The 23,943-nt window shown below is 62.9% G+C and carries 23 protein-coding genes, 1 tRNA gene and 1 pseudogene; 16 read left to right on the top strand and 9 right to left on the bottom strand.

Going from position 1 to position 23,943, the window contains the following annotated elements; genetic code table 11:
• The first annotated feature begins 287 nt into the window (after window positions 1-287).
• Entirely contained in the window at window positions 288-740 is a 453-nt protein-coding gene (locus CHB88_RS03930) for a DUF2721 domain-containing protein (protein WP_089398003.1), read from the top strand.
• Between the two features lie 167 nt (window positions 741-907).
• Here the strand turns inward: CHB88_RS03930 and pcaG are convergent, their stop codons facing one another.
• Both pcaG and pcaH read right to left on the bottom strand, forming a co-directional pair.
• A complete protein-coding gene (gene pcaG / locus CHB88_RS03925) occupies window positions 908-1,534 on the bottom strand; it encodes a protocatechuate 3,4-dioxygenase subunit alpha (protein WP_089398002.1) in 627 nt (208 codons plus the stop codon).
• Window positions 1,534-2,274, bottom strand: coding sequence for a protocatechuate 3,4-dioxygenase subunit beta (pcaH, locus tag CHB88_RS03920; protein ID WP_089398001.1), 741 nt, complete (start codon window positions 2,272-2,274; stop codon window positions 1,534-1,536). Before pcaH ends, pcaG begins: the two co-directional genes overlap by 1 nt.
• Before the next feature lie 106 nt (window positions 2,275-2,380).
• Between pcaH and CHB88_RS25485 the strand changes: the two are divergent.
• From CHB88_RS25485 to CHB88_RS03910, 3 genes and pseudogenes are all read left to right on the top strand, one after another.
• Window positions 2,381-2,533, top strand: a pseudogene (locus tag CHB88_RS25485) (LysR family transcriptional regulator); the annotation flags it as partial.
• A 66-nt stretch (window positions 2,534-2,599) separates the two neighbouring features.
• Window positions 2,600-3,328 (top strand): LysR substrate-binding domain-containing protein, encoded by a 729-nt coding sequence (locus tag CHB88_RS03915; RefSeq protein ID WP_245844775.1) that lies wholly within the window; start codon window positions 2,600-2,602, stop codon window positions 3,326-3,328.
• Window positions 3,329-3,485: 157 nt separating this feature from the next.
• The gene (locus tag CHB88_RS03910) at window positions 3,486-3,752 is read left to right on the top strand and encodes a DUF4148 domain-containing protein (RefSeq protein ID WP_089397999.1); all 267 of its coding nucleotides are present in this window, start codon (window positions 3,486-3,488) and stop codon (window positions 3,750-3,752) included.
• Between the two features lie 583 nt (window positions 3,753-4,335).
• On the opposite strand, the gene CHB88_RS03905 is transcribed toward CHB88_RS03910, so the two are convergent.
• A tRNA-Asn gene (locus tag CHB88_RS03905) sits at window positions 4,336-4,411 on the bottom strand.
• Window positions 4,412-4,512: 101 nt separating this feature from the next.
• The gene (locus CHB88_RS03900; protein WP_089397998.1) at window positions 4,513-5,727 is read right to left on the bottom strand and encodes an amino acid aminotransferase; all 1,215 of its coding nucleotides are present in this window, start codon (window positions 5,725-5,727) and stop codon (window positions 4,513-4,515) included.
• Between the two features lie 133 nt (window positions 5,728-5,860).
• On the opposite strand from CHB88_RS03900, the gene uvrB reads away from it, so the two are divergent.
• The 12 genes from uvrB to iscX all read left to right on the top strand — a co-directional run bounded on the left by uvrB (window position 5,861) and on the right by iscX (window position 16,791).
• The gene (gene uvrB, locus CHB88_RS03895; RefSeq protein WP_089397997.1) at window positions 5,861-7,954 is read left to right on the top strand and encodes an excinuclease ABC subunit UvrB; all 2,094 of its coding nucleotides are present in this window, start codon (window positions 5,861-5,863) and stop codon (window positions 7,952-7,954) included.
• A gap of 69 nt (window positions 7,955-8,023) precedes the next feature.
• Window positions 8,024-8,806 carry a uracil-DNA glycosylase family protein gene (locus CHB88_RS03890; protein WP_089397996.1) on the top strand — a complete coding sequence of 261 codons (783 nt, stop codon included), beginning with the start codon at window positions 8,024-8,026 and terminating at the stop codon, window positions 8,804-8,806.
• A 193-nt stretch (window positions 8,807-8,999) separates the two neighbouring features.
• Window positions 9,000-9,530, top strand: coding sequence for a low molecular weight protein-tyrosine-phosphatase (locus CHB88_RS03885; protein ID WP_089397995.1), 531 nt, complete (start codon window positions 9,000-9,002; stop codon window positions 9,528-9,530).
• A 217-nt stretch (window positions 9,531-9,747) separates the two neighbouring features.
• Window positions 9,748-10,746, top strand: a complete 999-nt coding sequence (locus CHB88_RS03880) for a hypothetical protein (protein WP_143131109.1) — start codon at window positions 9,748-9,750, stop codon at window positions 10,744-10,746.
• 292 nt (window positions 10,747-11,038) lie between these two features.
• The gene (gene iscR / locus CHB88_RS03875; RefSeq protein ID WP_089397993.1) at window positions 11,039-11,512 is read left to right on the top strand and encodes a Fe-S cluster assembly transcriptional regulator IscR; all 474 of its coding nucleotides are present in this window, start codon (window positions 11,039-11,041) and stop codon (window positions 11,510-11,512) included.
• A gap of 17 nt (window positions 11,513-11,529) precedes the next feature.
• Complete coding sequence (locus CHB88_RS03870; protein ID WP_089397992.1) at window positions 11,530-12,783, top strand: IscS subfamily cysteine desulfurase; 1,254 nt, start codon at window positions 11,530-11,532, stop codon at window positions 12,781-12,783.
• A 51-nt stretch (window positions 12,784-12,834) separates the two neighbouring features.
• On the top strand, window positions 12,835-13,236 hold the full coding sequence (gene iscU, locus CHB88_RS03865; protein WP_089397991.1) for a Fe-S cluster assembly scaffold IscU: 402 nt from the start codon (window positions 12,835-12,837) through the stop codon (window positions 13,234-13,236).
• A 44-nt stretch (window positions 13,237-13,280) separates the two neighbouring features.
• Window positions 13,281-13,604 (top strand): iron-sulfur cluster assembly protein IscA, encoded by a 324-nt coding sequence (iscA, locus tag CHB88_RS03860; protein ID WP_089398473.1) that lies wholly within the window; start codon window positions 13,281-13,283, stop codon window positions 13,602-13,604.
• Window positions 13,605-13,710: 106 nt separating this feature from the next.
• Window positions 13,711-14,226: a Fe-S protein assembly co-chaperone HscB gene (gene hscB / locus CHB88_RS03855; protein ID WP_089398472.1), complete on the top strand. Its 516-nt coding sequence runs from the start codon at window positions 13,711-13,713 to the stop codon at window positions 14,224-14,226.
• An 86-nt stretch (window positions 14,227-14,312) separates the two neighbouring features.
• On the top strand, window positions 14,313-16,190 hold the full coding sequence (gene hscA, locus CHB88_RS03850; protein WP_089397990.1) for a Fe-S protein assembly chaperone HscA: 1,878 nt from the start codon (window positions 14,313-14,315) through the stop codon (window positions 16,188-16,190).
• A gap of 38 nt (window positions 16,191-16,228) precedes the next feature.
• Entirely contained in the window at window positions 16,229-16,567 is a 339-nt protein-coding gene (gene fdx, locus CHB88_RS03845; protein ID WP_089397989.1) for an ISC system 2Fe-2S type ferredoxin, read from the top strand.
• Between the two features lie 29 nt (window positions 16,568-16,596).
• Window positions 16,597-16,791, top strand: coding sequence for a Fe-S cluster assembly protein IscX (gene iscX, locus CHB88_RS03840; protein ID WP_089397988.1), 195 nt, complete (start codon window positions 16,597-16,599; stop codon window positions 16,789-16,791).
• Between the two features lie 116 nt (window positions 16,792-16,907).
• Here the strand turns inward: iscX and CHB88_RS03835 are convergent, their stop codons facing one another.
• From CHB88_RS03835 to CHB88_RS03815, 5 genes are all read right to left on the bottom strand, one after another.
• Window positions 16,908-17,732: an outer membrane lipoprotein gene (locus tag CHB88_RS03835; RefSeq protein ID WP_245844728.1), complete on the bottom strand. Its 825-nt coding sequence runs from the start codon at window positions 17,730-17,732 to the stop codon at window positions 16,908-16,910.
• Between the two features lie 188 nt (window positions 17,733-17,920).
• Window positions 17,921-19,462, bottom strand: coding sequence for a lysine--tRNA ligase (lysS, locus tag CHB88_RS03830; RefSeq protein WP_089397987.1), 1,542 nt, complete (start codon window positions 19,460-19,462; stop codon window positions 17,921-17,923).
• A 30-nt stretch (window positions 19,463-19,492) separates the two neighbouring features.
• Window positions 19,493-20,597 (bottom strand): peptide chain release factor 2 gene (gene prfB / locus CHB88_RS03825; protein WP_143131108.1). Its coding sequence is split into 2 segments (ribosomal slippage): window positions 19,493-20,515 and window positions 20,517-20,597, totalling 1,104 coding nucleotides; the frame shifts between segments, so codons are not numbered across the junction.
• 99 nt (window positions 20,598-20,696) lie between these two features.
• A complete protein-coding gene (recJ, locus tag CHB88_RS03820) occupies window positions 20,697-22,391 on the bottom strand; it encodes a single-stranded-DNA-specific exonuclease RecJ (protein WP_089397985.1) in 1,695 nt (564 codons plus the stop codon).
• Entirely contained in the window at window positions 22,388-23,437 is a 1,050-nt protein-coding gene (locus CHB88_RS03815) for a hypothetical protein (protein WP_089397984.1), read from the bottom strand. The genes recJ and CHB88_RS03815 overlap by 4 nt, the downstream gene beginning before the upstream one ends.
• Window positions 23,438-23,943 lie beyond the last annotated feature (506 nt).

Here is a 23,943-nt window from a genome sequence, read left to right as displayed (position 1 = left end):
GTTCAGGGAAGCAATCTGTGAAGGCAATGCGGCTTGGTGGGCTGGAGACTGGCGCGGGGAAGAGCGCCATGCTCCGGGGTAAGCCAGGGCAATCGGATGCGCCGGATCAGAGGCGCATATGGCTGGATGGACAGGAAATCGCGTCGATTGCTCCGGCTTCCCGCAGCGTGGAACAGAGAAAAATCAAACCGGCGTCATTTATGTGCCGGATGGAGGCCATCGCGCAACAGCCCGGTCCGACCGGCGCCGCAGGATAGAATGGCGGCGGCCAACCTTGAAGAAACGCGATGGAAATACAAATCGGTAACGTCAGCCACATCATTCAGCTTTCCGTAGCGCCGGTATTCCTGCTTACCGGCGTCGGCACCAATCTCACCGTTCTCACCAACCGGCTTGCGCGGATCATCGACCGTTCGCGGGTCCTGGATGACCGCATCGGCTTGGCGGACTCCGGCGCCGATCCGGAAATGCTGGCGGAACGGGACACGCTCCATCAGCGCGCCCACCTCATCAACCGCGCCATCACGCTCAGCACCTCGTGCGCGCTGTTGATCTGCCTGGTGATCGCAGCGCTGTTCGTAGGCGATGCGCTGGGGCTGGGATTGGCTGCGCCGATCGCCTTGATGTTCGTGCTCGCCATGCTCTGCCTGATCGGCAGTTTCGTTTTCTTCCTGCGCGAAATCTTCGTGGCCACACGATCGATGTCCGTCGGAATTTCCCGGCCGCCGCAGCGCCATTGATCGTCTGCATGCCGGGCAAGGCGCGACCCTCCATGCAATTCTGCATCGCTCCGGCAGGCAGGTGCCGGTTGCCATCTGCGCGCATTCGCAAAAGAAAAGGCTGCAGCCTGGCGGCATGCAGCCCGAGATGAAGCGAATGCCGGCGACGCGCCGGCAGCCTTGATGGATCAGACGTCGAAGAACACCGTCTCGTTCTGACCCTGCAGCACGATGTCGAAGCGGTAGATCACCTGACCCTTTTCCTCGATACGCTCGGCCAACAAGGTCTTGCGGCGTACTTCCCATTCGATCAGGTTGAGCACCGGATCCTTGCTGTTGGCATCGGTTTCGTCGGAGAAGTACATGCGGGTGTTGAGGCCGATGTTGATGCCCCGGGCCACGATCCAGAAATTGACGTGGGGCGCCATGACGCGGCCGTTACGACCCATGACCTGCCCAGGCTTGATGGTCTCGAAGGTGTAGGTGCCCGTTTCGAAATCGGTGCAGCCGCGGCCCCAGCCGCGGAAGGTGGGATCGAGATCCTTTTCCTGACGGTCGGCCGGATGGTTGTACTTGCCGGCAGCGTTGGCCTGCCAGATTTCGATCAGCGCATCGCGCACCGGCGTGCCCGAGCCGTCGATGACGCGGCCCTGGATCACGATGCGCTCACCCTTGGTCTGGGAGGTGGTCAGCACATTGCCGAAATTGTTTTCGAAAATGTCGAAGCCTGCCTGCTTGGGTGCCAGGCCGATGTGCACGTACGGGCCGGCGGTCTGGGAGGCGGTTTCCTTGAGCATGGTGACTTGGTTCAGCATTATTTGGCTCCCTGGAGGCGGTTTTCGAACAGCGTGGCGCGGCTGCCGCGCAGGACGATGTCGAAGCGGTAGGCGAGGCTGTCGAGCTGGACCACGGCGCTGCGGTCGAGCTTGCTGATCAGGCCGCGCACCGCTTCCTCGTTGGTGATGGTTTTGAGGATGGGATCGTGCGGAATCATCGGATCGCCCTCGAAATACATCTGGGTGATCAGGCGCTGCGCCCAGCCGTCGCCGGAGATGGCGTAGTGGATGTGCGCCGGCCGCCAGTCGTTGACCTGATTGCGCCATGGGTAGGGACCCGGCTTGATGGTGCGGTAATAGTAATAGCCGTTGTCGTCGGTCAGCATGCGTCCGCAACCACCGAAGTTCGGGTCGATCGGAGCGATGTACTGGTCCTTCTTGTGGCGGTAGCGGCCGCCGGCATTGGCTTGCCAGACTTCCACCAGGGCATTGCGCACCGGGCGGCCGAGTTCGTCGCGCACGTAGCCGTGCACGATGATGCGCTCGCCGATCGGCAGGCCGTCCTTGGCATAGTTCATGATCAGGTCGTTGTCGAGCGGACCGAGCTCTTCCGGGCGGAAGATCGGCGCGGTCACTTCGGACAGCGACTGCTGCAGCGAGATCAGGGAATTGCGCGGGGAGCGCAGCACGGTAGTCTTGTACCCCGGCGCAAAAGCGGGCGGATGCACGCTGTAATCGCGCTGGAGGAATTCACCGAATTGGTCGATGGGACCGGGCATGGATATCTCCTCTATGTGTGGCATGAAGGGTTGAGTGGCGCCACTTTAGGCTTTATGGATTTTCAAGTAAATTGAAATCTTCCCGAAAAATCATTAACCTCCGGTTATGAATAAGCCGAGTTTTCTCCACCGCATCCGGCTGCGCCATATCCAGTGCTTCGTCGCGGTGGCCCAGGAACGCAATTTGGGCCGCGCGGCCGAACGTTTGCGCATCAGTGCGCCAGCGGTCTCCAAGACCTTGTCGGAACTGGATGAAATCAGCGGCCAGCCCCTGTTTCAGCGCAATCGGATGGGCGCCCGCCTGACGGCGGAAGGCGAGCGTTTCATGCCGCATGCGCTGCGCATCATGGAGGCGCTTGACGGCGCTGCCGCGTCGGTCGACATGGCGGACGAGAAAAGTGCCGAGACCGTGCAGATCGGCGCCTTGCCCAGCGTCGCGCCCGATGTGCTGCCGCCTGCCTTGAAGCGTTTCCGGCAGCTGCATGCCGATGCCCGGGTCGTGATCCATACTGCGGCCAATCAGCCATTGCTGGAGATGCTGAAGGCGGGCGAGATCGACTTCGCCGTCGGCCGCATGTCCGACCCGCAGATGACGGTCGGCCTGACCTTCGAACTGCTCTACATGGAGCCGCTTGCCCTGCTGGTCAGGGAAGGGCATCCGCTGAGCGCGGCCGGCAACGTGACGCTCAGCGACGTGCTTGCCCATCCGCTTGTCGTCTCCCCCACCGGTACCGTACCGCGCCATCACACCGAAAGCTTCGTCCGTTCCCAAGGCTTCCGCATGCCGGACAATTGCGTCGAGACCCTGTCGGTGGCGCTGGCCCAGCGCCTCGTGCGCGATTCGGATTCCGTCTGGTTCGCTCCGCTCGGCGTGCTGGGCGTGAATGCCGGCAAGCGGGAAGCTGGATTGGAAAGGCTGCCGCTCGCCACCACTGGCACCGAAGAACCGGTAGGGCTTCTGCGCAGGGCGGAAGTTGGCCTGCCGCAGGCGGTGCAGGAGTTCATCGAAGTGCTGCGCTCCGTTTCGCAGGAGCGCCAGCTAAGTGCCGCTTGAGGCGAGCAAAAAGCGGGAGATTGTTTCACTTTTCGAAATTACATATTGCTGAGAGCCAGGTTTTTCTGCTGAGGGAGAAACACTACACTGGGTTCATCGATGCAGGACATGCCTGCCAACCACCCAAGCAGATACCCCTTTGACCCAGGAGCCGAAAATGAAACGCCATCTCGCCATCACCGCCGCCCTCGCTCTGATCATGACCAACGCCGCTTCTGCTCAGGAAGCCATCACTCGCAACGTGACGCGCGAGGAGGTCCGCGCCGAGCTGGAGAAGGCTTATGCCGAGAACCCGTCCTCCCTCGGTTCCCTCAACGGCATGGCAGGACAAGACCAGTTCGCCGGCAATGCCAAGCGCATCGAGCCGCGTGCGACCGATACTGCCAAGGCCAATGCCGTTCAACGCAGCAAGAACGCCAGCTGATTGCCTTCGTCTTCGAGAAAGGCCGCGCTTCATGCGCGGCCTTTTTGTTTCAAGGTGGACCATTTGGCGGTTTGCTTGCTGCAATCCTGCACGGCAGATGCATTTGCATTTTGAAAAGATGAAGCCAAAATTCGTTGAACAAATGGTTTCTTGCTGGTGATCTCCGGATTGGCTTTCCTCCTCGATGTCGACCGCAGCCATGGAGAGGAAAAGAGCCGGTTGCCCTTGCACGGGCATAATTGACCGACCGGTCGTCCTGGCAGCACGCGGGCACAGTGACAACCGTACGCCGAAAGGACGGCACAAAAGAAGGTGCAAGCGCTTGGTCTGTCAGGACGGTAGGTGCGTCGGTCCAGTCATAGGAAGGCTTCGCCTCATGAGTCCTTGGCATGGATGTATGGGGCCGGACTGGCAAACTTGCAAGAGACGGCAGTTGACAAAGCCAAGCAGCCGGCAGGCCGCTGCCTTGCAGTGACGTCGGTCATCGAGCTGGCGGGCGGGATGGCTGCAAAGGAAACATGGCACTGGTGGATTACGCCAAAAGCAAAAAGGCCTTCCAAAGAAGGCCTTTTTGCAGAATTTTTGGCTCCCCGACCTGGACTCGAACCAGGGACCTGCGGATTAACAGTCCGTCGCTCTACCGACTGAGCTATCAGGGAACAGAGAAAGCATTATAGGGTGAAACTGTCTTGCTGTCAAAGCGCGGGAAGCGCTTGTGATCCTGACGCGCCGCAAGCAGCGGCGCATCAGGACGATGTGCTTAGAGCACCTTGGCGATGGCGCCGACGACGGTGTCGATGTTGCGCGAGTTCAGGGCGGCAACGCAGATGCGGCCGGTGTCGATCGCATAGATCGAGAACTCTTCGCGCAGGCGCTGCACCTGCTCCTTGGTGAGGCCGGAGTAGGAGAACATGCCGCGCTGGCGGACGACGAAGTCGAAGTTTTGGCCGGGGGCCTTTTCCTTGAGCTTCTGCACCATGGCCTGGCGCATTTCGCGGATGCGAACGCGCATCACGGCGAGTTCCTCTTCCCACATCTGGCGCAGTTCCGGCGTCGACAGCACGGTGGCCACCACCTGGCCGCCGTGGATCGGCGGGTTGGAGTAGTTGGTGCGGATGACGCGCTTGAGCTGCGAGAGCACGCGGGCGGCTTCCTCGGCGCTGACGGCGGCAATGCTGAGCGCGCCGACGCGCTCGCCGTACAGCGAGAACGACTTCGAGAAGGAGTTGGAGACGAACAGCGGGCCGCCGGCGTCGGCGAAGCGGCGCACCACCTTGCCGTCGGCATCGATGCCGTCGCCGAAGCCCTGATAGGCCATGTCGAGGAAGGGGATCAGGCCGCGGCTGGCCACGACGCGGATGACGTCGGTCCACTGGTCTTCGGTCAGGTCGGCGCCGGTCGGGTTGTGGCAGCAGGCATGCAGCACGACGATGGAGCCGGCGGGCATGGTTTCCAGCGCCTGTAGCATGCCGGCGAAATTCACGCCGCGGGTGGAAGCGTCGTAGTACGGATAGGTGTTGACCACGAAGCCGGCCGATTCGAACAGCGCGCGGTGGTTTTCCCAGCTCGGATCGCTGATCCAGACCTGGGCGTTCGGCGAAAAGCGCTTGAGGAAGTCGGCGCCGAGCTTGAGCGCGCCGGTGCCGCCGAGGGCCTGGGCAGTCACCGCACGTTTTTCTTGAACTACGGCGCTGTCGGCCCCAAATACTAATTCCTGGACCGCCTTGTCATACGCCGCCAAGCCGTCGATCGGCAGGTAAGTGCGCGGCGCAGCCTTTTCCATCAGCTGGGCCTCGGCCTTGCGAACGCATTCGAGCAGGGGCACCTTGCCATTGTCATCGTAATAAACGCCCACGCCAAGATTGACCTTGGCCGGATTCTTGTCGGCGTTGAATGCTTCGGTGATGCCCAGAATCGGGTCGCGCGGCGCCATCTCGATGGCGGAGAAAAGGGAGGCGGGAAGGGATTGGTTCATCGTGATAACATGAAAAGTTGGCTGCGGAGCTCTGCTTGTGCAGCGGGTTGTTATCGGTGCAATGTGGTGTTTGCAACTGGCGCCACAGACTCACCGAAGTGCAACCAATTATTCTACCAAAGGTCGAATGCCCATGGCAGATTTATCCCAGGTTACCAGCACCGTCGACGAGTCCAAGATCGTCACCTTCCCGAATTCCCCTTTCCGGCTCTACCAGCCTTTCCCGCCCGGCGGCGACCAGCCCGCCGCGATCGAAAAGCTGGTGGAAGGCGTGGAGGATGGTCTTTATTTCCAGACTCTGCTCGGCGTGACCGGCTCGGGCAAGACCTACACCATGGCCAACACCATCGCCCGGCTCGGACGGCCGGCGATCGTGTTCGCCCCGAACAAGACGCTGGCGGCCCAGCTCTACAGCGAGTTCCGCGAGTTCTTCCCGCAGAACGCGGTGGAGTACTTCGTCAGCTACTACGATTACTACCAGCCTGAAGCCTACGTGCCGCAGCGCGACCTGTTCATTGAAAAGGACTCGTCGATCAACGAGCACATCGAGCAGATGCGGCTGTCCTGCACCAAGTCGCTGATGGAGCGGCGCGATGTTGTCATCGTGGCCACGGTGTCGGCCATCTACGGTATCGGTAATCCGAACGAGTACCACCAGATGATCCTGACTTTGCGCGCCAAGGACAAGGTCAGCCAGCGTGACGTGATCGCCCGCCTGATCCAGATGCAGTACACCCGCAACGAGGTGGATTTCGCCCGCGGTACCTTCCGCGTGCGCGGCGACACCATCGACGTGTTCCCGGCAGAACACGCCGAGCTGGCGCTGCGCATCGAAACCTTCGACGACGAGATCGACAGCCTGCAGCTGTTCGACCCGCTCACCGGCCGGGTGCGGCAGAAGATCCCGCGCTTCACCATTTATCCCGGTTCGCACTACGTGACGCCGCGCTCCACCGTGCTGCGCGCCATCGAGAGCATCAAGGAAGAGCTGCGCGACCGGCTGGAGTGGTTCCGCCAGCAGAACAAGCTGATCGAGGAGCAGCGCCTGGAGCAGCGCACCCGCTTCGACCTGGAAATGATGGCCGAGATCGGCTTCACCAAGGGCATCGAGAACTACTCGCGCCACCTGTCCGGCGCCAAGCCGGGCGAGCCGCCGCCGACCCTGGTGGACTACCTGCCGCAGGACGCCCTCATGTTCCTCGACGAGTCGCACGTGCTGCTGGGCCAGTTCAACGGCATGTACAACGGAGACCGGGCGCGCAAGGTGAATCTGGTCGACTACGGCTTCCGGTTGCCGTCTGCGCTGGACAACCGTCCACTGAAGTTCGAGGAGTTCGAAAGCAAGATGCGGCAGACCATCTTCGTCTCTGCCACGCCGGCCGACTACGAGAACCAGCACGCCGACCAGGTGGTGGAGCAGGTGGTGCGGCCAACGGGCCTGGTCGATCCGGTGATCTCGGTGCGTCCGGCCAGCAGCCAGGTAGACGACCTGATCCAGGAAGTCACTCAGCGCATCGAGAAGGACGAGCGGGTGCTGGTGACCACGCTCACCAAGCGCATGGCCGAGCAGCTGACCGAGTTCCTGAGCGACAACGGCATCAAGGTGCGCTACCTGCACAGCGACATCGACACGGTGGAACGGGTGGAGATCATCCGCGACTTGCGCCTCGGTACCTTCGACGTGTTGGTCGGCATCAACTTGCTGCGCGAAGGCCTCGACATTCCCGAGGTGTCGCTGGTGGCCATCCTCGACGCCGACAAGGAAGGCTTTCTGCGTTCCGAACGCAGCCTGATCCAGACCATCGGCCGGGCGGCGCGCAACCTTCACGGCATGGCGATCCTGTATGCCGACCGGGTCACCGATTCGATGCGCCGCGCCATCGACGAGACCGAGCGCCGCCGCGCTAAGCAAATTGCCTTCAACCGCGCCAACAACATCACGCCGGTGGGCGTGAAGAAGCAGATTCGCGACCTGATCGACGGCGTCTACAGCCAGCAGGAAGCGAAGCAGGAACTGCAGGCGGCGCAGGAAGTGGCGAAGTACGAGTCGATGAGCCAGAAGCAGGCCGGCAAGGAAATCAAGCGCCTGGAAAAGCTGATGGTCGAACACGCGAAGAACCTGGAGTTCGAGAAGGCGGCCCAGGTGCGCGATCAGCTGCGCATTCTGAAGGAGGGCCTGTTCGGCGCGCCCGGCGCCGACAATGTGGTTTCCATCATGGGCAAGTGACGGAGCGCGCGGAAGCGGGCAGGGCGCTACAATCGCCCCTGTCCGCAGCCACTTCACCGCGCCTTCTCCATGTCACCGACTTCCGCCGCCATCCCCCCTTCCATCCTCGACGCACTGCAAGCCGCAGACCCTTCCTGGCATGACTGCCTGCATGCGGGCCTGCAAGCCATGATGCAGGCCGAGCCCGCCTATTTGCCCCAATTGGCGCAAAGCCATTTCCTGCCGACCCGGGGGCGTCTGTTCGCTGCCTTCAGCCTGCCGCTCTCCGAAGTGCGCTACGTGCTGGTTGGGGAAGGGCCTTATCCGCGCGAGGAAAGCGCTACCGGTGTCTGCTTCATGGATGGCGCGGTGGAAGCGCTGTGGTCGGAGAAGGGCTTGTCGAAGCCGGTGAACCGCGCCACCTCGCTGCGCAATTTCATGAAGATGCTGATGGTGGCCGATGGCATGCTGCGGCCGGAAGATACCTCGGGCGTCGCGGTGGAAGCGGTGTCTGCGCGGGCGCGCGCCGCTGGTTCCGGCTTCATCCAGACATTGACCGAAATGCAGGCCAACCTGCTCAAGCGCGGTTTCCTGTTGCTCAATGCCTCGCTGGTCTACCGCCCCGACGTGGCGCCGTTGAAGGATGCCAAAGCGTGGCAGCCGCTGCTGCAGGCGGTGTTCGAGGCGCTGGCCGAGCGCGGCGGCAAACTGCCGACACTCGTGTTGTGGGGAAAGATCGCCGAGCAGCTCAAATCCGTGCCCGCCACAAACGCCTTTCCCAAGGCGGTTTCCGAGCACCCTTATAACCTTTCCTTCATTCGGCATGAACAGATGCAGGCGCTGTTCGGACCGATGCATCTGCTCAAGGCCTGAACCGGTTGCCCGGTCCTCCCGCGTGCCGTATGGGTATTTGAGCGAGCGCAGGAATATTGTCGAGGCGTCACGAACCCGAGCGGGCGTTTGATCGCGAATAATCCGGCGCCCACACCAAGCGCACAGAATGGCTGAAACCGTCCCGGTTTGCCTGACGGCAGGCCGGCAATGCTTTCTGCCAACGGAGCGCGACATGCCCGAGGAAACCACCACATCGATCCTGTTCGTCTGTACCGGCAACATCTGCCGCTCCCCGACTGCCGAAGGCGTCATGCGGCACATGGTTGCCCAAGCGGGCCTGTCGGCACACATCGCGGTCGATTCGGCCGGAACGCATGATTATTTCATCGACGAGCCGCCCGACTTCCGTGCCCAAGCTGCGGCCCGGCGGCGCGGCTACGCCCTGGGTGCGCTGCGCGCGCGCCAGGTTGCCCAGGCCGATTTTGAGCGCTTCGACCTCATCCTCGCCATGGATGGGGAAAACCTGACGCACCTGCAAGGCATTTGTCCCCCCGAACACCAGCACAAGATCGGCATGTTGATGGAGTACGCGCGCCACAGCCATTGCTCGATCGTGCCCGATCCTTATTCGCGCGGTTTCACCGCCTTTGAACGCGTGCTCGACTATGTGGAAGATGCTTGCGCCGGACTGCTTGCCGAACTGCGGGCTGGAAGGACGCATCATGCCGCTGAATCGGCAAGTTCTACGGCGGCCAGGCTATAGACATGGAAAAGTTGTCAGAGAGGGAAGATGGGTGAAAATTTTACAAAGCCTTCCTTCGAGCCTGTCTGGATTTGTTACTGGCGTCGGCAGCTCGGCCGGCTTCCACGCTGGTAATTCTTGAAGCAGTGACGAAGAGGTTGATTTAGTGCTCCATGGTATGGAAGTTGCACCTGGCCTAGATATCGACTCAATGGGCTGGGCCCGCAGGAGGTGGCAAATGAAGCCGGTTTCCCTGTTTGTTTGCAGTGTCATGAGCAGTGTTTGCATGGATGGGTTTGCTGCGATGGAACCCGCTGAATCCATCTCCGGCGTGGGGCTGCGTCCAACACGGAATGTGGCGTGGCTGACCGACTCCGGCACGACCAAAGAAGCGCGCTTGGGCAGCAATGCGACGGGTGCCGGCAAAGAGGCAGGAGCCGGAGGCGGCATCAGCCTGGGCCGATATGGCCGGCTCTTCGGTTACGCCGGCGCAGGGTCCGAGAGCTTCAGCGACCCCTGGGCCTCAAACGCCGACCGCTTTCATTCTTTCGGCCTCGCTACCGAGCAGCTTGCCTCCTCTGCGGATGATGCCTCCAGCGTCTTTTCCAGTGGCATCGTCAGCCGCGCGGAAATGCTTTCATTGGGCTATGCCTGGCGCAACCTGCGTGTCGAAGGCGCCGCCTACACCCTTCGCCCGAAAGCCGGCGAACACCTTCAACGCGAAACCCCGCGGCTGGACTCCACATCGGGCAAGGTTACGCTTGCGCCGACGCCCGGCTGGGCGCTGCAGTTCACCCGCGGCTCAGTCAGCACCCTGGACCAGATCGATGCCGGCGAACGGCTGCGCCGCACCGCGCTTTCGGCGACGTATCGCCACCCGATGCAGCAGGGCATGCTGCAGACCACCTTCGCCTGGGGCAGGAGCATCCGGCAGGATCGCGATGTCACGACTGGATATCTGGTTGAATCCATCTACCGGGAGGCCGCCCACTCACTGTTCGGGCGCCTGGAGCAGGTGGGCAGCGACGCGCTGGCACGGGACGATGCCGCGCCGCATCAGGCCTTCAAGGTGAACAAGCTGTCGGTCGGCTATCTCTACGAAGTTCATGCGAGCGGACCGGTCAGGTACGACCTCGGCGGCATGATGAGCCGCTACATGGTTCCAGCCGATGCGAGCCCGGTGTACGGTGGCGACCGTAATGGCTTGCTGCTTTTCATGCGCCTGCGTTTCCAGTAAGCAGATACTTTTCCCTTTCTTTCCCGGCCTTGCGCTGCGGCCCAACGGACGCCGATCGCGTCCTCTCCCGTATCGTTTTGCTTCCTCAAGCGTCTATTGATGAGACGCAAGTATTTTGCTGATATGAAATAATCCCGTCTTGCTATTTGATGAGGGCGCAAAGCGACGAAAAATCTTCCGGTTCGAGAACCGCAAGCACTTGAATTCCTGACGAATTTACTCAACTTTGTTATACTTGACTAAATCGTTCGGGAAATACCGGACGCAGCGTAACCCGACCCGGAGTTGAAGTATGCGTCTTACCACCAAGGGCAGATTTGCGGTCACCGCGATGATCGACCTGGCGCTGCGTCAGGAGAACGGTCCGGTCACGCTCGCCGCGATCAGCCAGCGCCAGGAAATCTCGCTTTCCTACCTCGAACAGCTGTTCGGCAAGCTGCGCCGCCACGAGATCGTCGAATCGGTGCGCGGCCCGGGCGGCGGCTACACGCTGGCGCGCAAGCCGGAAGAGGTGACGGTGGCGGACATCATCATCGCCGTCGACGAGCCGCTCGATGCGACCCAGTGCGGCGGCAAGCAGAATTGCCACGGCGCCGAGCATGAGCATGGCGTGCGCTGCATGACCCATGATCTCTGGGCCACGCTGAACGCAAAAATGGTCGAGTACCTGAATTCGGTTTCGCTGAAAGACCTGGCGGACCAGCAGAAACAGAAGAACGAGGAACGGGGCGTCGTCGTCGTGCGCCGTTCGCAGATCACAGCCTGATTGGAGTGAAGTCAAGAATGAATGCCCCCCTGGAAAAAAGCCTGATCGACACCATCAAGGCGCCGCATTTCCCGATCTACATGGATTACTCGGCTACCACGCCCATCGATCCGCGCGTGGCCGACAAGATGATTCCCTACCTGCGCGAGCAGTTCGGCAATCCGGCCTCGCGCAGCCACATGTACGGCTGGGAAGCGGAGAAGGCCGTTGAAGAGGCGCGCGCCAATGTCGCCGCCCTGGTGAAGGCCGACCCGCGCGAAATCATCTGGACCTCGGGCGCCACCGAGAGCAACAACCTCGCGCTCAAGGGCGCGGCGCATTTCTACAAGACCAAGGGCAAGCACATCATCACCGTCAAGACCGAGCACAAGGCGGTGTTGGACACGGTGCGCGAGCTGGAGCGGGAAGGCTTCGAGGCCACCTACCTGCAGCCGCAGGACAATGGCCTGATCACCCTGCAGCAGCTGGAAGAAGCGATCCGCCCGGACACCATCCTGGTCTCCGTCATGCTGGTCAACAACGAGATCGGCGTGATCCAGCCCATCCCCGAGATCGGCGAGCTGTGCCGCGCCAAGGGCATCATCTTCCATTCCGACGCCGCCCAGGCCACCGGCAAGGTCGAGATCGACCTGGAAAAGTGGAAGGTCGACCTGATGAGCTTCAGCGCCCACAAGACTTACGGCCCGAAGGGCATCGGCGCCCTGTACGTGCGCCGCAAGCCGCGCGTGCGCATCGAAGCCCAGATGCACGGCGGCGGCCATGAACGCGGCCTGCGCTCCGGCACCTTGGCAACCCACCAGATCGTCGGGATGGGCGAAGCCTTCCGCATCGCCCGGGAAGAGATGGCGTCGGAGCTCGAGCGCATCGGCGCGCTGCGCGACCGCCTCGCCAAGGGCTTGCTGGAAATCGAGGAAGTCTATGTCAACGGCGACATGGCGCACCGGGTGCCGCATAACCTGAACGTGAGCTTCAACTTCGTCGAAGGCGAGTCGCTGATCATGGCGATCAAGGACATCGCCGTATCGTCCGGTTCGGCCTGCACCTCGGCCAGCCTGGAGCCGTCCTACGTGCTGCGCGCCCTCGGCCGCAGCGACGAACTGGCGCACAGCTCGATCCGTTTCACCATCGGCCGCTTCACCACCGAAGAAGATGTCGACTTCACCATCCGCCTTCTGAAGGACAAGGTAGCCAAGCTGCGCGAGCTGTCCCCGCTGTGGGAAATGCACAAGGACGGCATCGACATCAGCACCATCCAATGGGCTGCACACTGACACGCTGACAGCCCGCTGCAAGGCGGGCCCGAACATACAAGGAGCATCAACATGTCTTACTCGGAAAAAGTTCTGGACCACTACGAAAACCCGCGCAACGTCGGCTCCTTTGAAAAGGGCGACGAAACGGTCGGCACCGGCATGGTCGGCGCCCCGGCTTGCGGCGACGTGATGAAGCTGCAGATCAAGGTGGGCGAGGGCGGCGTGATCGAAGACGCCAAATTCAAGACCTATGGCTGCGGGTCGGCGATCGCATCCTCGTCCCTGGTGACCGAATGGGTGAAGGGCAAGACCTTGGACGAGGCAATGTCGATCAAGAACACCCAGATCGCGGAAGAGCTGGCCCTGCCGCCGGTGAAGATCCACTGCTCGATCCTGGCCGAAGACGCGATCAAGGCCGCGGTGCAGGACTACAAGGCCAAGCACGGCAGCGACAGCAAGGAAGCCGCATGATTTGAGCCGTCCGGCGGGACGGCATGAAGGATGACGAAAGCACCATGGCAATCACACTGACCGAAAAAGCTGCAAAGCATGTGGGCCGCTACATTCAGAAGCGGGGCAAGGGCATCGGCCTGCGCTTCGGCGTGCGCACCACCGGCTGCTCCGGCCTGGCCTACAAGCTGGAGTATGTGGACGAGAGCGCGCCCGAGGACGCAGTGTTCGAATCGCACGGCATCAAGGTGTTCGTCGATCCGAAGAGCCTGCCCTACATCGACGGCACCGAACTCGACTTCGCGCGCGAAGGCCTCAACGAAGGCTTCAAGTTCTACAATCCGAACGTGAAGGACGAGTGCGGCTGCGGCGAGAGCTTCCGCATCTGATATGCAGGCCGCTGCCGGAAACGGCCGCGGCCTTTTGTTCGACCGGAAGCGGCATACCTCGCTTTCAACCAAGCCTGTTGGTACAAACGGGCTTTTTATTTTCGACATGCAAAACCACTTCGATTTATTCCAGCTGCCGCAGCGCTTCTACATTGATATGGCGGCGCTGGACCGGGCATACCGCGAGGTGCAGAACCGGGTGCATCCCGACAAGTTCGTGCAGGCTGGCGATGCGGAGAAGCGGGTGGCGATGCAATGGGCGACCCAGGCCAACGAGGCTTATCAGACGCTGAAGAATCCGTTCAAGCGCGCCGCCTACCTGTGCGAACTGAACGGCGTCGATCTGCAGATCGAATCGAATACCGCGATGCCGCCGGCTTTCCTCATGCAGCAGATGGAGTGGCGCGAAGCGCTGGAGGACGCGCGGGCGGAGAAGGACATCGATGCGCTGGAAGGCATCGAATCCGAGCTGCGGTCGGCGCGCAAGGCGCAGATCGCGCGTCTCGGTCTGCTGCTCGATGCCGGCGATTTCGCCCAGGCCGGCCAGGAAGTGCGGCAACTCATGTTCCTGGAAAAGTTTGGGGAAGAAATAGGCCGCATCCTCGAAAGCCTGGATGCCTGAAAATTCGAGCGACCGGGGAAGTCCGGGCCGCCCTGCATGACTCACGCGGCATGACTCCGTCACGCCGGAAAACGACTTAACACATCATGGCTTTACTGCAGATATCCGAACCGGGCATGTCCACCGCCCCGCACCAGCACCGGCTGGCAGTGGGCATCGACCTCGGCACCACCAACTCGCTGGTCGCCACCGTGCGCAGCAGCGTGCCCGAAGTCATCACCGACGAGGAGGGCCGCGCGCTGCTGCCCTCCATCGTGCGCTATCTGCCCAGCGGCCATGCGAACATCGGCTACAAGGCCCAGGCCGCCCAGACCACCGACCCGAAGAACACCATCGTCTCGGTGAAACGCTTCATGGGCCGCGGCTTGAAGGACATCGCTTACGCCGAGAACCAGCCCTACGATTTCGTCGACGCGCCGGGCATGGTCCAGATCCGCACTGTCGCCGGCGTCAAGAGCCCGGTGGAAGTGTCGGCCGAGATCCTCGCCACGCTGCGACAGCGCGCAGAGGATGCGCTCGGCGACGACCTGGTGGGCGCCGTGATCACGGTGCCGGCCTACTTCGACGATGCCCAGCGCCAGGCCACCAAGGATGCGGCCCAGCTGGCCGGCCTGAACGTGCTGCGCCTGCTGAACGAACCGACCGCGGCCGCCATCGCCTATGGCCTCGACACCGCCTCGGAAGGCGTGTTCGCCGTCTACGACCTCGGCGGCGGCACCTTCGACATCTCCGTGCTGAAGCTGTCGAAAGGCGTGTTCGAGGTGCTCGCCACCGGCGGCGACTCGGCACTCGGCGGCGACGACTTCGACCACCGCATCCTGTGCTGGATCATCGAACAGGCCAAGTTGTCGCCGCTGTCCGATCAAGACATTCGCATGCTGATGGTGAAGTCGCGCGAGGCCAAGGAACTGCTCTCCGGCCGCAACGAGACCCATATCGATGCGGCGCTGGGTTCGGGCGAGGAAGTGCATCTGACGCTCACCGCCGAAACCTTCGGCCAGATCACCCAGCATCTCGTTTCCAAGACCATTACGCCGACCAGGAAGGCCCTGCGCGATGCCGGTCTGTCGGTGGACGATGTCGACGGCGTGGTGCTGGTTGGCGGCGCCACCCGCATGCCGCACATCCGCAAGGCGGTCGCCGATTTCTTCGGCAAGACGCCGCTGGCCAACATCGACCCGGACAAGGTGGTGGCGCTCGGCGCCGCCATCCAGGCCAACCTGCTTGCAGGCAACCGCGCTGCCGGCGACGACTGGCTGCTGCTGGACGTGATCCCTCTGTCGCTCGGCGTCGAGACCATGGGCGGCCTGGCGGAAAAGATCATCCCGCGCAATTCCACCATTCCCTGCGCCCGCGCCCAGGAGTTCACCACCTTCAAGGATGGCCAGACCGCCATGGCCATCCACGTGGTGCAGGGCGAGCGCGAGCTGGTGAGCGACTGCCGCTCGCTGGCGCGCTTCGAGCTGCGCGGCATTCCGCCGATGGCCGCCGGCGCCGCCCGCATCCGCGTCACCTACCAGGTCGATGCCGATGGGCTGCTGTCAGTCGCGGCGCGCGAGATGCGTTCCGGCGTCGAAGCCTCCATCACCGTCAAGCCTTCCTACGGCCTGAACGACGACGACATCACCCGCATGCTGCAGGATTCCTTCAACGCCGCCGACGCCGACATGCAGCAGCGCGCGCTGCGCGAAGAGCAGGTGGAAGCGGAGCGGATCATCCTTGCCACCGGTTCCGCGCTGGAGGCGGACGGCAAGCTGTTGTCCGCGGAGGAGAGGGCGAACATCGAGGCGCTGGTGGAGCAGGTCAGAATCGTCGCCAAGGGCAATGACCATCACGCGATCAAGGCAGCCGTCGAGGCGCTGGCCCACGGCACCGAGGATTTCGCCGCCCGCCGCATGGACCGCAGCGTGCGCGCCGCCCTTGCCGGCAAGCGCCTGGATGAGATCGCCGAAGACGCCCAATAAGCGCCGGCCATAGAACGTTAAACGAAAGAGGTTTAAAAGTGCCCCAGATAGTAGTATTGCCGCATGCCACGCTGTGCCCGGAAGGCGCCGTGATCGAGGCCCCCGTTGGACAAACGATTTGCGATGCGCTGCTTGAGCATGACATCGACATAGAGCATGCCTGCGAGAAATCCTGCGCCTGCACCACCTGCCACGTCATCGTGCGGGAAGGTTTCGATTCGCTCAATGAACCTGAAGAGAAGGAAGAAGATTTGCTGGATCGTGCCTGGGGGCTGGAAGCGAATTCGCGGCTGTCCTGCCAGGCGGTGCTGGCCGATGAAAACGTGGTGGTGGAAATTCCCAAGTACACCATCAATCATGCCAGCGAGAACCACTGATCATCGATGGACATGGAAGGGAGGGAAGCATGAAATGGACCGACACCATCCGCATCGCTGAAGAACTGAATGACAAGCATCCGGACGTGGACCCGCTGACGGTGCGGTTCACCGATCTGCACCGCTGGATCTGCGAACTGGAAGACTTCGACGATGAGCCTTCACGTTCCAACGAAAAGATCCTCGAAGCAATTCAGATGGCCTGGATCGACGAGGCGAAATAGCGTTCCCATGCTTGGTTGGCGATGACGCTCGCTTCACGGCGGCAATAAAAAAGGGCAGCGTAGCACGCTGCCCTTCTCGTTTTCCCTGAGCGAAACCCGTTCTTTATTTTTTCTTGTCAGCCGCGCGAGGTCAGCTGGCCATTCACCACGCGCACCCGTTCGCCGACAGCCCAGGCGGGCTGCTGCTGATACGGGAAGCTGCGCACCGATCCATCTTCCATGCGTACCCGGACCTCGTAGGAAGTGGTGCCGCGGGTACGGCTTTCCACCTCGTTGCCGGCATATCCGCCGCCGACCGCGCCGGCGATGGTCGCCAGGGTGCGGCCGTTGCCGTTGCCGACCTGGTTACCGAGCACGCCGCCGAGCACCGCGCCGGCCGCGATGCCAAGGCCGCTCGGCTTGGCCGCCTGGCGCACGGCGTGAACGTCTTCGATGGTGCCGCAGCTGTTGCAAACCGCGGCGGCCGGCGCGGTTTGCGTCACCGGGATGCCCTGGCCGGCGCCATAAGCGCCGCTGCCATAGCTGCCATTGTCATAGACGCCGTTGCCGCTGCTGCCATAGCCAGAGGGTGCCTGCGATGCAGGCTGAGAGGCTGTATGAGTGTTGCTCGCCACATGGGTCTGGGTACGATGACGCGGCGCCGGCGCCTTGGCGGCCTTCGGCGCGGGCGCCTCGGTTGCGTCGGCTTCGCGGCTGGCCGGCTTCTGCTCCAGCAGCGCGGCGGGCGAGGTAGCGGCGGTCGCCACGGCGGGCGCGGTCTTCCCAGTGATGGGCGGCGCCGCATCGGCGCCGGCCACCGGGGCGACCGGCGCATTGTTGCTGTGTGAAGTCGGCAGAATGCCGGTGAGGGCGGCGACGCCGGTCAGGCTCACCAGCATGACGGAAACGGCGGCACCTGCGACCAGCGGATGGATGCGATTTGTTTTTTTGGTGTCTTCCACGATGCTCTCCATTGAGAACCGGCAGCCCATGCTGCCACACCTCTATTATTGGGCCGGGAAGGCGGGAAAAAAATCGTTGCCGTGTATCGTCTGTAAGGCTTTGTAACCCCCGACGATTCGGCTGCATCAAATTCTGTCCGAAAACAAAAAAGGAGGCCGGCGGCCTCCTTCGATCGAGCATAAGCAGATCAATCTTCCCGCCGCAGGTGCGGGAACAGGATCACGTCGCGGATGTTGGGCGAATCGGTGATCAGCATCATCAGGCGGTCGATGCCGATGCCGCAGCCGCCGGTCGGCGGCAGGCCGTATTCGAGGGCGCGGATGTAGTCGGCATCGTAGTACATCGCTTCCTCGTCGCCCGCGTTCTTGGCGGCAACCTGGGCCTGGAAACGGGCAGCCTGGTCTTCCGGATCGTTCAGCTCGGAGAAGCCGTTGGCGATCTCGCGGCCGGTGATGAACAGCTCGAAGCGCTCGGTGATGCCGGGCACCGTGTCGGAGGCGCGCGCCAGGGGCGACACTTCCACCGGATAGTCGATGATGTAGGTCGGTTCCCACAGCTGCGCTTCGGCGGTCTCTTCGAACAGCGCCAGCTGCAGGGCGCCGAGGCCGGCGCCGGCCAGCGGCTTGACGCCGAACTTCTTCAGCTCGGCGCGCAGGAAGTCCGCATCCTGCAGCTGCGCTTCCTGGTAGTGGGGCGCATGCTTGTTGATCGCCTGCACGATGGTCATGCGGGCAAAGGGCTTGGACAGGTCCAGTTCGCGGCCCTGGTAGGTCAGCACCGCGGTGCCGTGGGCGTCCACGGCGGCCTGGCGGATGACGGCTTCGGTGAAGTCCATCAGCCAGCGGTAATCCACGTAGGCGGCGTAGTACTCCATCATCGTGAATTCCGGATTGTGCCGGGGCGACACGCCTTCATTGCGGAAATTGCGGTTGACCTCAAACACCCGGTCGAAGCCGCCGACCACCAGCCGCTTCAGATACAGCTCCGGCGCGATGCGCAGGTACATTTCCATGTCGAGCGCATTGTGGTGAGTGATGAAGGGCTTGGCTGCCGCGCCGCCGGGAATGACGTGCAGCATCGGCGTCTCGACTTCCATGAAGCCGTTCTCGGCCATGAAGCGGCGGATCGACGACATGGCGGCGGTGCGCGCCTTGAAGGTGCGGCGGGTGTCCTCGCTCATGATCAGGTCGACGTAGCGCTGGCGGTACTTCAACTCCTGGTCGGCCAGGCCGTGGAACTTGTCCGGCAGCGGGCGCAGCGACTTGGTCAGCAGGCGCAGGCTGGTGACCTTGATCGACAGCTCGCCCACCTTGGTCTTGAACAGGATGCCTTCGGCGCCGAGGATGTCGCCCAGGTCATAGTGCTTGAAGGCGGCGTGCGCCTCCTCGCCTGTCAAATCGTTGGTGATGTAGAGCTGGATGCGGCCGTCGGCCTTGATCCCGGAAGCGTCCTGGATGGTGGCGAACGACGCCTTGCCCATCACCCGCTTGAGCATCATGCGGCCGGCGACGCTGACCCTGATCTGCCTGGCATCGAGTTCCTCGTTGGCCAGCTCGCCGTACTGCTGGTGCAGGTCGGCCGCCTTGTGCTCCGGGCGGAAGTCGTTGGGGAAGGCGACACCCTGTTCGCGGATGGCGGCCAGCTTGGCGCGGCGCTCGGCGATGATGGCGTTTTCGTCGTGCGGCACGTCGCCCTGGCCGTGCTGCTCGTGTTGTTGTTCTGTGGTCATGGATGAATATCGATAAGGTTCCGGTGGCGCTTACACGCCCTGCTTCAGGGAAGCGGCGATGAAATCGTCGAGATCGCCGTCGAGCACCGCCTTGGTGTTGCCGACCTCGTGGTTGGTGCGCAGGTCCTTGATGCGGGACTGGTCGAGCACGTAGGAGCGGATCTGATGGCCCCAGCCGATGTCGGTCTTGGCGTCTTCCATTTTCTGCTGCTCGCTCATGCGCTTGCGCAGTTCCAGTTCGTACAGGCGCGACTTCAGCATGGCCCAGGCCTCGGCCCGGTTGCGGTGCTGGCTGCGGTCGTTCTGGCACTGAACCACGATGCCGGACGGCGCGTGCGTGAGACGAACCGCGGAGTCGGTCTTGTTGATGTGCTGGCCGCCGGCGCCGGATGCGCGGAAGGTGTCGGTGCGCACGTCGGCCGGGTTGATCTCGATCTCGATGGACTCATCCACTTCCGGATACACGAACACGCTGCAGAAAGAGGTGTGGCGACCGTTGGCGGAGTCGAACGGCGACTTGCGCACCAACCGGTGCACGCCGCTCTCGGTGCGCAGGAAGCCATAGGCGTATTCACCCTCGACCTTGATGGTGACGGTCTTGATGCCGGCCACCTCGCCCTCGGAAATTTCCAGGATCTCGGTCTTGAAGCCCTTGCGCTCGCAATAGCGCAGATACTGGCGCATCAGCATCGACGCCCAGTCCTGCGCCTCGGTGCCGCCGGCGCCGGCCTGGATGTCGATGAAGCAATTGTTGGGGTCCATCGGGTTGCTGAACATGCGGCGGAATTCCATGCCTTCCACCTGCTTCTTCAACTCCTCGGCGTCGCCTTCGATGGCCTGCAGGGTGTCGTCATCGTTTTCCTCGCGCGCCATCTCGAACAGATCGCTGGCGTCGCGCAGCTCGGATTCGATCTTCTGCAGGGAGAGGACGATGGCCTCCAGGGATTTCTTTTCCTTGCCCAAGTCCTGCGCCCGCTTCGGGTCGTTCCAGACGTTGGGGTCTTCCAGCTCGCCGTTGACTTGCTCGAGTTTCTCCGACTTCACATCGAAGTCAAAGATACCTCCGAAGTTCGGCTTCACGGCTGCTCAGGTCGGAGAGCAGGGCGGAAAGGGCGTTCAGGCGTTCAGCTTCCATGGTCGTCTAAGGTATGAAAAATCAAACCTTGCATTATAACCCGGCAGCGGGGTTCCATCTCGGTCGCCGGCGCGAATCTGGACGCTGTTGCGCTGAAGATCAGGCCGGTTCGGCGTGCTCGACGATCAGCTGCACCCGGGTGATGCCATTGTATTCATTGGCATCCAGGCGGTAGGCGATGCGGGCGACGTCCGGCAGGCTGTCGACATGGCCGAACCAGATGGCGTCGTAGCGGCGGCCGTCCTTTTCCAGCAGCAGCTTCAGGTGCTTTTCCTTCAGGATGCGCTGCGACAGCACGCGGAAGTCGTCGCAGAACAGCGGCGGCGCGAAGCCCTGGCCCCAGACCTGGGAATCCAGCAGCTCGATGAACTGCGGGGTGAAATAGGCATCTTCCAGCGGGCCGTCGGTTTCCACCACCCGCTCCAGCATGTTTCGATCCAGCCAATCCCTGCCCACGGTTTCAAAGGCGTCGGCGAACGCATCGAAAGCATCGGCCTTGATCGACAGGCCGGCTGCCATCGCATGGCCGCCGAACTTGTCGATCAGGCTGGGCGCGTTCTTCGATACCAGGTCGAGCGCATCGCGCAGATGAAAGCCGTTGATGGAGCGGCCGGAGCCCTTGATCACGCCATCGCCGGCCGGGGCGAAGGTGATGGTGGGTCGGTAGAACTTTTCCTTCAGGCGCGAGGCGACGATGCCGATCACCCCCTGATGCCAGGAATCGTCGAACACCGCGATGGTGGTGCGGTCCTCCGGGTTGTAGCTGTCGAGCAGGGCCAGCGCGGTTTCCTGCATGCCGGCCTCGATATCGCGCCGCTCGCGGTTGATGCCGTCGAGCTGCTGGGCAATGGCCCAGGCGCGGCCTTCGTCGTCGGTCGTCAGGCATTCGATGCCGAGCGACATGTCGGCCAGGCGGCCGGCTGCGTTCAGGCGCGGGCCGAGGGCGAAGCCGAGGTCGAACGGGGTGGCGCGGCGCGGATCGCGGCCGGCGGCGCGGAAAAGGGCGGCGATGCCGGGATGCATGCGGCCGGCGCGCATGCGCTTCAGGCCCTGGGCTACCAGGATACGGTTGTTGCCATCCAGCTTGACGACGTCGGCCACGGTGCCAAGCGCCACCAGATCGAGCAGGGTGTCGAGCTTGGGCTGGGTCTCGGCGCTGAACACGCCACGGCGGCGCAGCTCGGCGCGCAGCGCCAGCAGCACGTAGAACATGACGCCGACGCCAGCCAGGTTCTTGCTGGGAAAGCCGCACTCCGGCTGGTTCGGATTGACGATTACACGTGCATCCGGCAGGGTGGCGCCGGGGAGGTGGTGGTCGGTCACCACCACGTCGATGCCGCGCCGGTTGGCTTCCGCCACGCCGTCGATGCTGGCGATGCCGTTGTCCACGGTGACGATGACGTCGGGCGACTTTTCCCGCACCGCCAGTTCCACGATTTCCGGCGTCAGGCCGTAGCCGTATTCGAAGCGGTTGGGCACGATGTACTCGACGCGGGCGCCGAGCATGCGCAGCCCGCGCAGGCCGACGGCGCAGGCGGTGGCGCCGTCGCAATCGTAGTCGGCGATGATCACCAGCTTGCGTCGCGCATCGATGGCATCGGCGAGATAGGCAGCGGCAGCGGCTATGCCCTTCAGGCCCGTCGGGTTCATCAGCCCCTGCAGCTCGCTCGCCACGTCCTTCGCGTCGCTCAGGCCGCGGGCCGCATACAGGCGCGCCAGCACCGGATGGATGCCCTGCTGGCGCAGCAATTCGGCAGTGCGGAACGGGTAGGAACGGGTAGCGATGCGGGTCATGGGGCGAGGCGGGCGAGAGAAGGTTTCACCCAGAATTTTCTCAGGGAATGGCGGGTGGCGGCAAATGTGGCCGACTTGCCATCGTTCGTCAGCGTCAGCGACAGCTGGTCCAGCTTGGCGCTGCGCAGGCCTTCCAGCAGCGGGGCGAACCAGTCACGCTCGAAGCTTTCCATTCGGGCCGCCCAGTCGCCCCAGTCGTTGGCCAGCGCCGGCTCGATCAGTTCGTCCAACACCAGCAGGCCATTTGCCGGCGGGTTGGCCAGCAGGTCGCTGCCGGTGCCGGCCGGCGCATGCTGTGGCAGGCGAGTGAGCAGACTGCGCAGCCAGGGCGTGGCGGCGCCGTAGCCATGGGTGTAGCCCGCTGCGATGCCGGCTTGCGCCTCGCTTCCGCCCCAGAGCCAGAGCGAATTGACCGGCTTGGCGCCGGCCGCCTCGCGCCGCGCATTCAGCGGATGGGTGAACCAATGCATCTGCACCTCGTTCTGCAGCTTGCGCCAAGCGCGCGCGCTGTCGCCGCTGGGCATCCAGATGTCGATGTTGCGGCCGCTGGCGGCATCCGGCGTGGCGGTCTGCAGGCCGCGCCAATCGTCGGCGCGGGCGAACCAGGTGCCGGCATCGCCGTAACGCAGCGGCTTGCCCGCTTCCTCGAACAATTCCGCCGCCATCGCGAATAACTGGCGCGACTCTTCCTCGCCGAGGCCGAGGCGGCGCGAGTCGGTCAGCACGATATGGTCCTGGGCGATATGGAAATGCACCGGATTGAGCATGAACCAGTATCCGGCTTCAGGCGGCTGTCCGGCGGCATGCATCACCGGGCTGGCCACCGCGGGGCTGCCGCGTCCGCTCAACCCGAAGCGTTCCGCCACCCAGGCTTCATGCGGCAGAGCGCGGGCAAACTGCTCGCCATTCATGTTGCCTGTGGAGAGCGTCGGTGCCGATTTGGCGAGGAGGGCAGCTAGCGCCGGCAGATTCAGCTGCCGCAGCAGATCGTTTGCGAATTCCGGCGGCGGTAATCCGAAGGGAACGAGAATGTCGAGGTGGGTCATGGCGTGGATTGTAGGGCAAAGCCCGCGATCCGACGCCGATCCACCAAACGCGGTCAGGCGGCGCGCTTCTCCCGACGCGCTGCCCGGACGGGCCTCGATGCGCGGACAGGCAGCCGCAAGATCTTCGCCAGCCGTGGCTGGCGACTTCCGGCCCCAGTCGGAGGAGGCGAATCGCATGCCGTATATTCCGGCACGAAACGCAATACCAGCATATGCCACCCCAGCCGTGCGGCGAGGCTCAGAAACTTGAGGGAATTCAGGGTCAGTCGCATGGCTACAGTAGGTAGAGTGATCGCGAGTCGGTTTCGCTTCACCACTTTATGCCTGCCGTCGGGCATGTATTTGATGGCTGACAACGAATCGGCCTCGGCGGCCTGATCCAGATTTGTCATGACGTCAGTAGCAGGTTGTTGCCCCTTCGGCACTCCGGCTTGCGCCAACTCCGGTTCTGCCGCGAGCTTTGTGGCACACTTCGGTCTGCGCGGCAATTGCAAATCAGGCCATCC

The organism is Noviherbaspirillum humi (assembly GCF_900188095.1).
Classification (GTDB): domain Bacteria; phylum Pseudomonadota; class Gammaproteobacteria; order Burkholderiales; family Burkholderiaceae_D; genus Noviherbaspirillum; species Noviherbaspirillum humi.
Note: the sequence above shows the minus strand (reverse complement) of the source record. Positions and strands in the feature narration are given on the sequence as shown.

Coding starts and splice junctions, on each gene's coding strand:
- lysS (WP_089397987.1), bottom strand. CDS start 19,462: ATGACCACAGAACAACAACACGAGCAGCACGGCCAGGGCGACGTGCCG.
- CHB88_RS03915 (WP_245844775.1), top strand. CDS start 2,600: ATGCCGCATGCGCTGCGCATCATGGAGGCGCTTGACGGCGCTGCCGCG.
- iscX (WP_089397988.1), top strand. CDS start 16,597: ATGAAATGGACCGACACCATCCGCATCGCTGAAGAACTGAATGACAAG.
- CHB88_RS03930 (WP_089398003.1), top strand. CDS start 288: ATGGAAATACAAATCGGTAACGTCAGCCACATCATTCAGCTTTCCGTA.
- iscA (WP_089398473.1), top strand. CDS start 13,281: ATGGCAATCACACTGACCGAAAAAGCTGCAAAGCATGTGGGCCGCTAC.
- CHB88_RS03890 (WP_089397996.1), top strand. CDS start 8,024: ATGTCACCGACTTCCGCCGCCATCCCCCCTTCCATCCTCGACGCACTG.
- hscB (WP_089398472.1), top strand. CDS start 13,711: ATGCAAAACCACTTCGATTTATTCCAGCTGCCGCAGCGCTTCTACATT.
- recJ (WP_089397985.1), bottom strand. CDS start 22,391: ATGACCCGCATCGCTACCCGTTCCTACCCGTTCCGCACTGCCGAATTG.
- CHB88_RS03910 (WP_089397999.1), top strand. CDS start 3,486: ATGAAACGCCATCTCGCCATCACCGCCGCCCTCGCTCTGATCATGACC.
- iscR (WP_089397993.1), top strand. CDS start 11,039: ATGCGTCTTACCACCAAGGGCAGATTTGCGGTCACCGCGATGATCGAC.
- iscU (WP_089397991.1), top strand. CDS start 12,835: ATGTCTTACTCGGAAAAAGTTCTGGACCACTACGAAAACCCGCGCAAC.
- hscA (WP_089397990.1), top strand. CDS start 14,313: ATGGCTTTACTGCAGATATCCGAACCGGGCATGTCCACCGCCCCGCAC.
- uvrB (WP_089397997.1), top strand. CDS start 5,861: ATGGCAGATTTATCCCAGGTTACCAGCACCGTCGACGAGTCCAAGATC.
- CHB88_RS03880 (WP_143131109.1), top strand. CDS start 9,748: ATGAAGCCGGTTTCCCTGTTTGTTTGCAGTGTCATGAGCAGTGTTTGC.
- CHB88_RS03815 (WP_089397984.1), bottom strand. CDS start 23,437: ATGACCCACCTCGACATTCTCGTTCCCTTCGGATTACCGCCGCCGGAA.
- CHB88_RS03870 (WP_089397992.1), top strand. CDS start 11,530: ATGAATGCCCCCCTGGAAAAAAGCCTGATCGACACCATCAAGGCGCCG.
- pcaH (WP_089398001.1), bottom strand. CDS start 2,274: ATGCCCGGTCCCATCGACCAATTCGGTGAATTCCTCCAGCGCGATTAC.
- CHB88_RS03900 (WP_089397998.1), bottom strand. CDS start 5,727: ATGAACCAATCCCTTCCCGCCTCCCTTTTCTCCGCCATCGAGATGGCG.
- CHB88_RS03885 (WP_089397995.1), top strand. CDS start 9,000: ATGCCCGAGGAAACCACCACATCGATCCTGTTCGTCTGTACCGGCAAC.
- pcaG (WP_089398002.1), bottom strand. CDS start 1,534: ATGCTGAACCAAGTCACCATGCTCAAGGAAACCGCCTCCCAGACCGCC.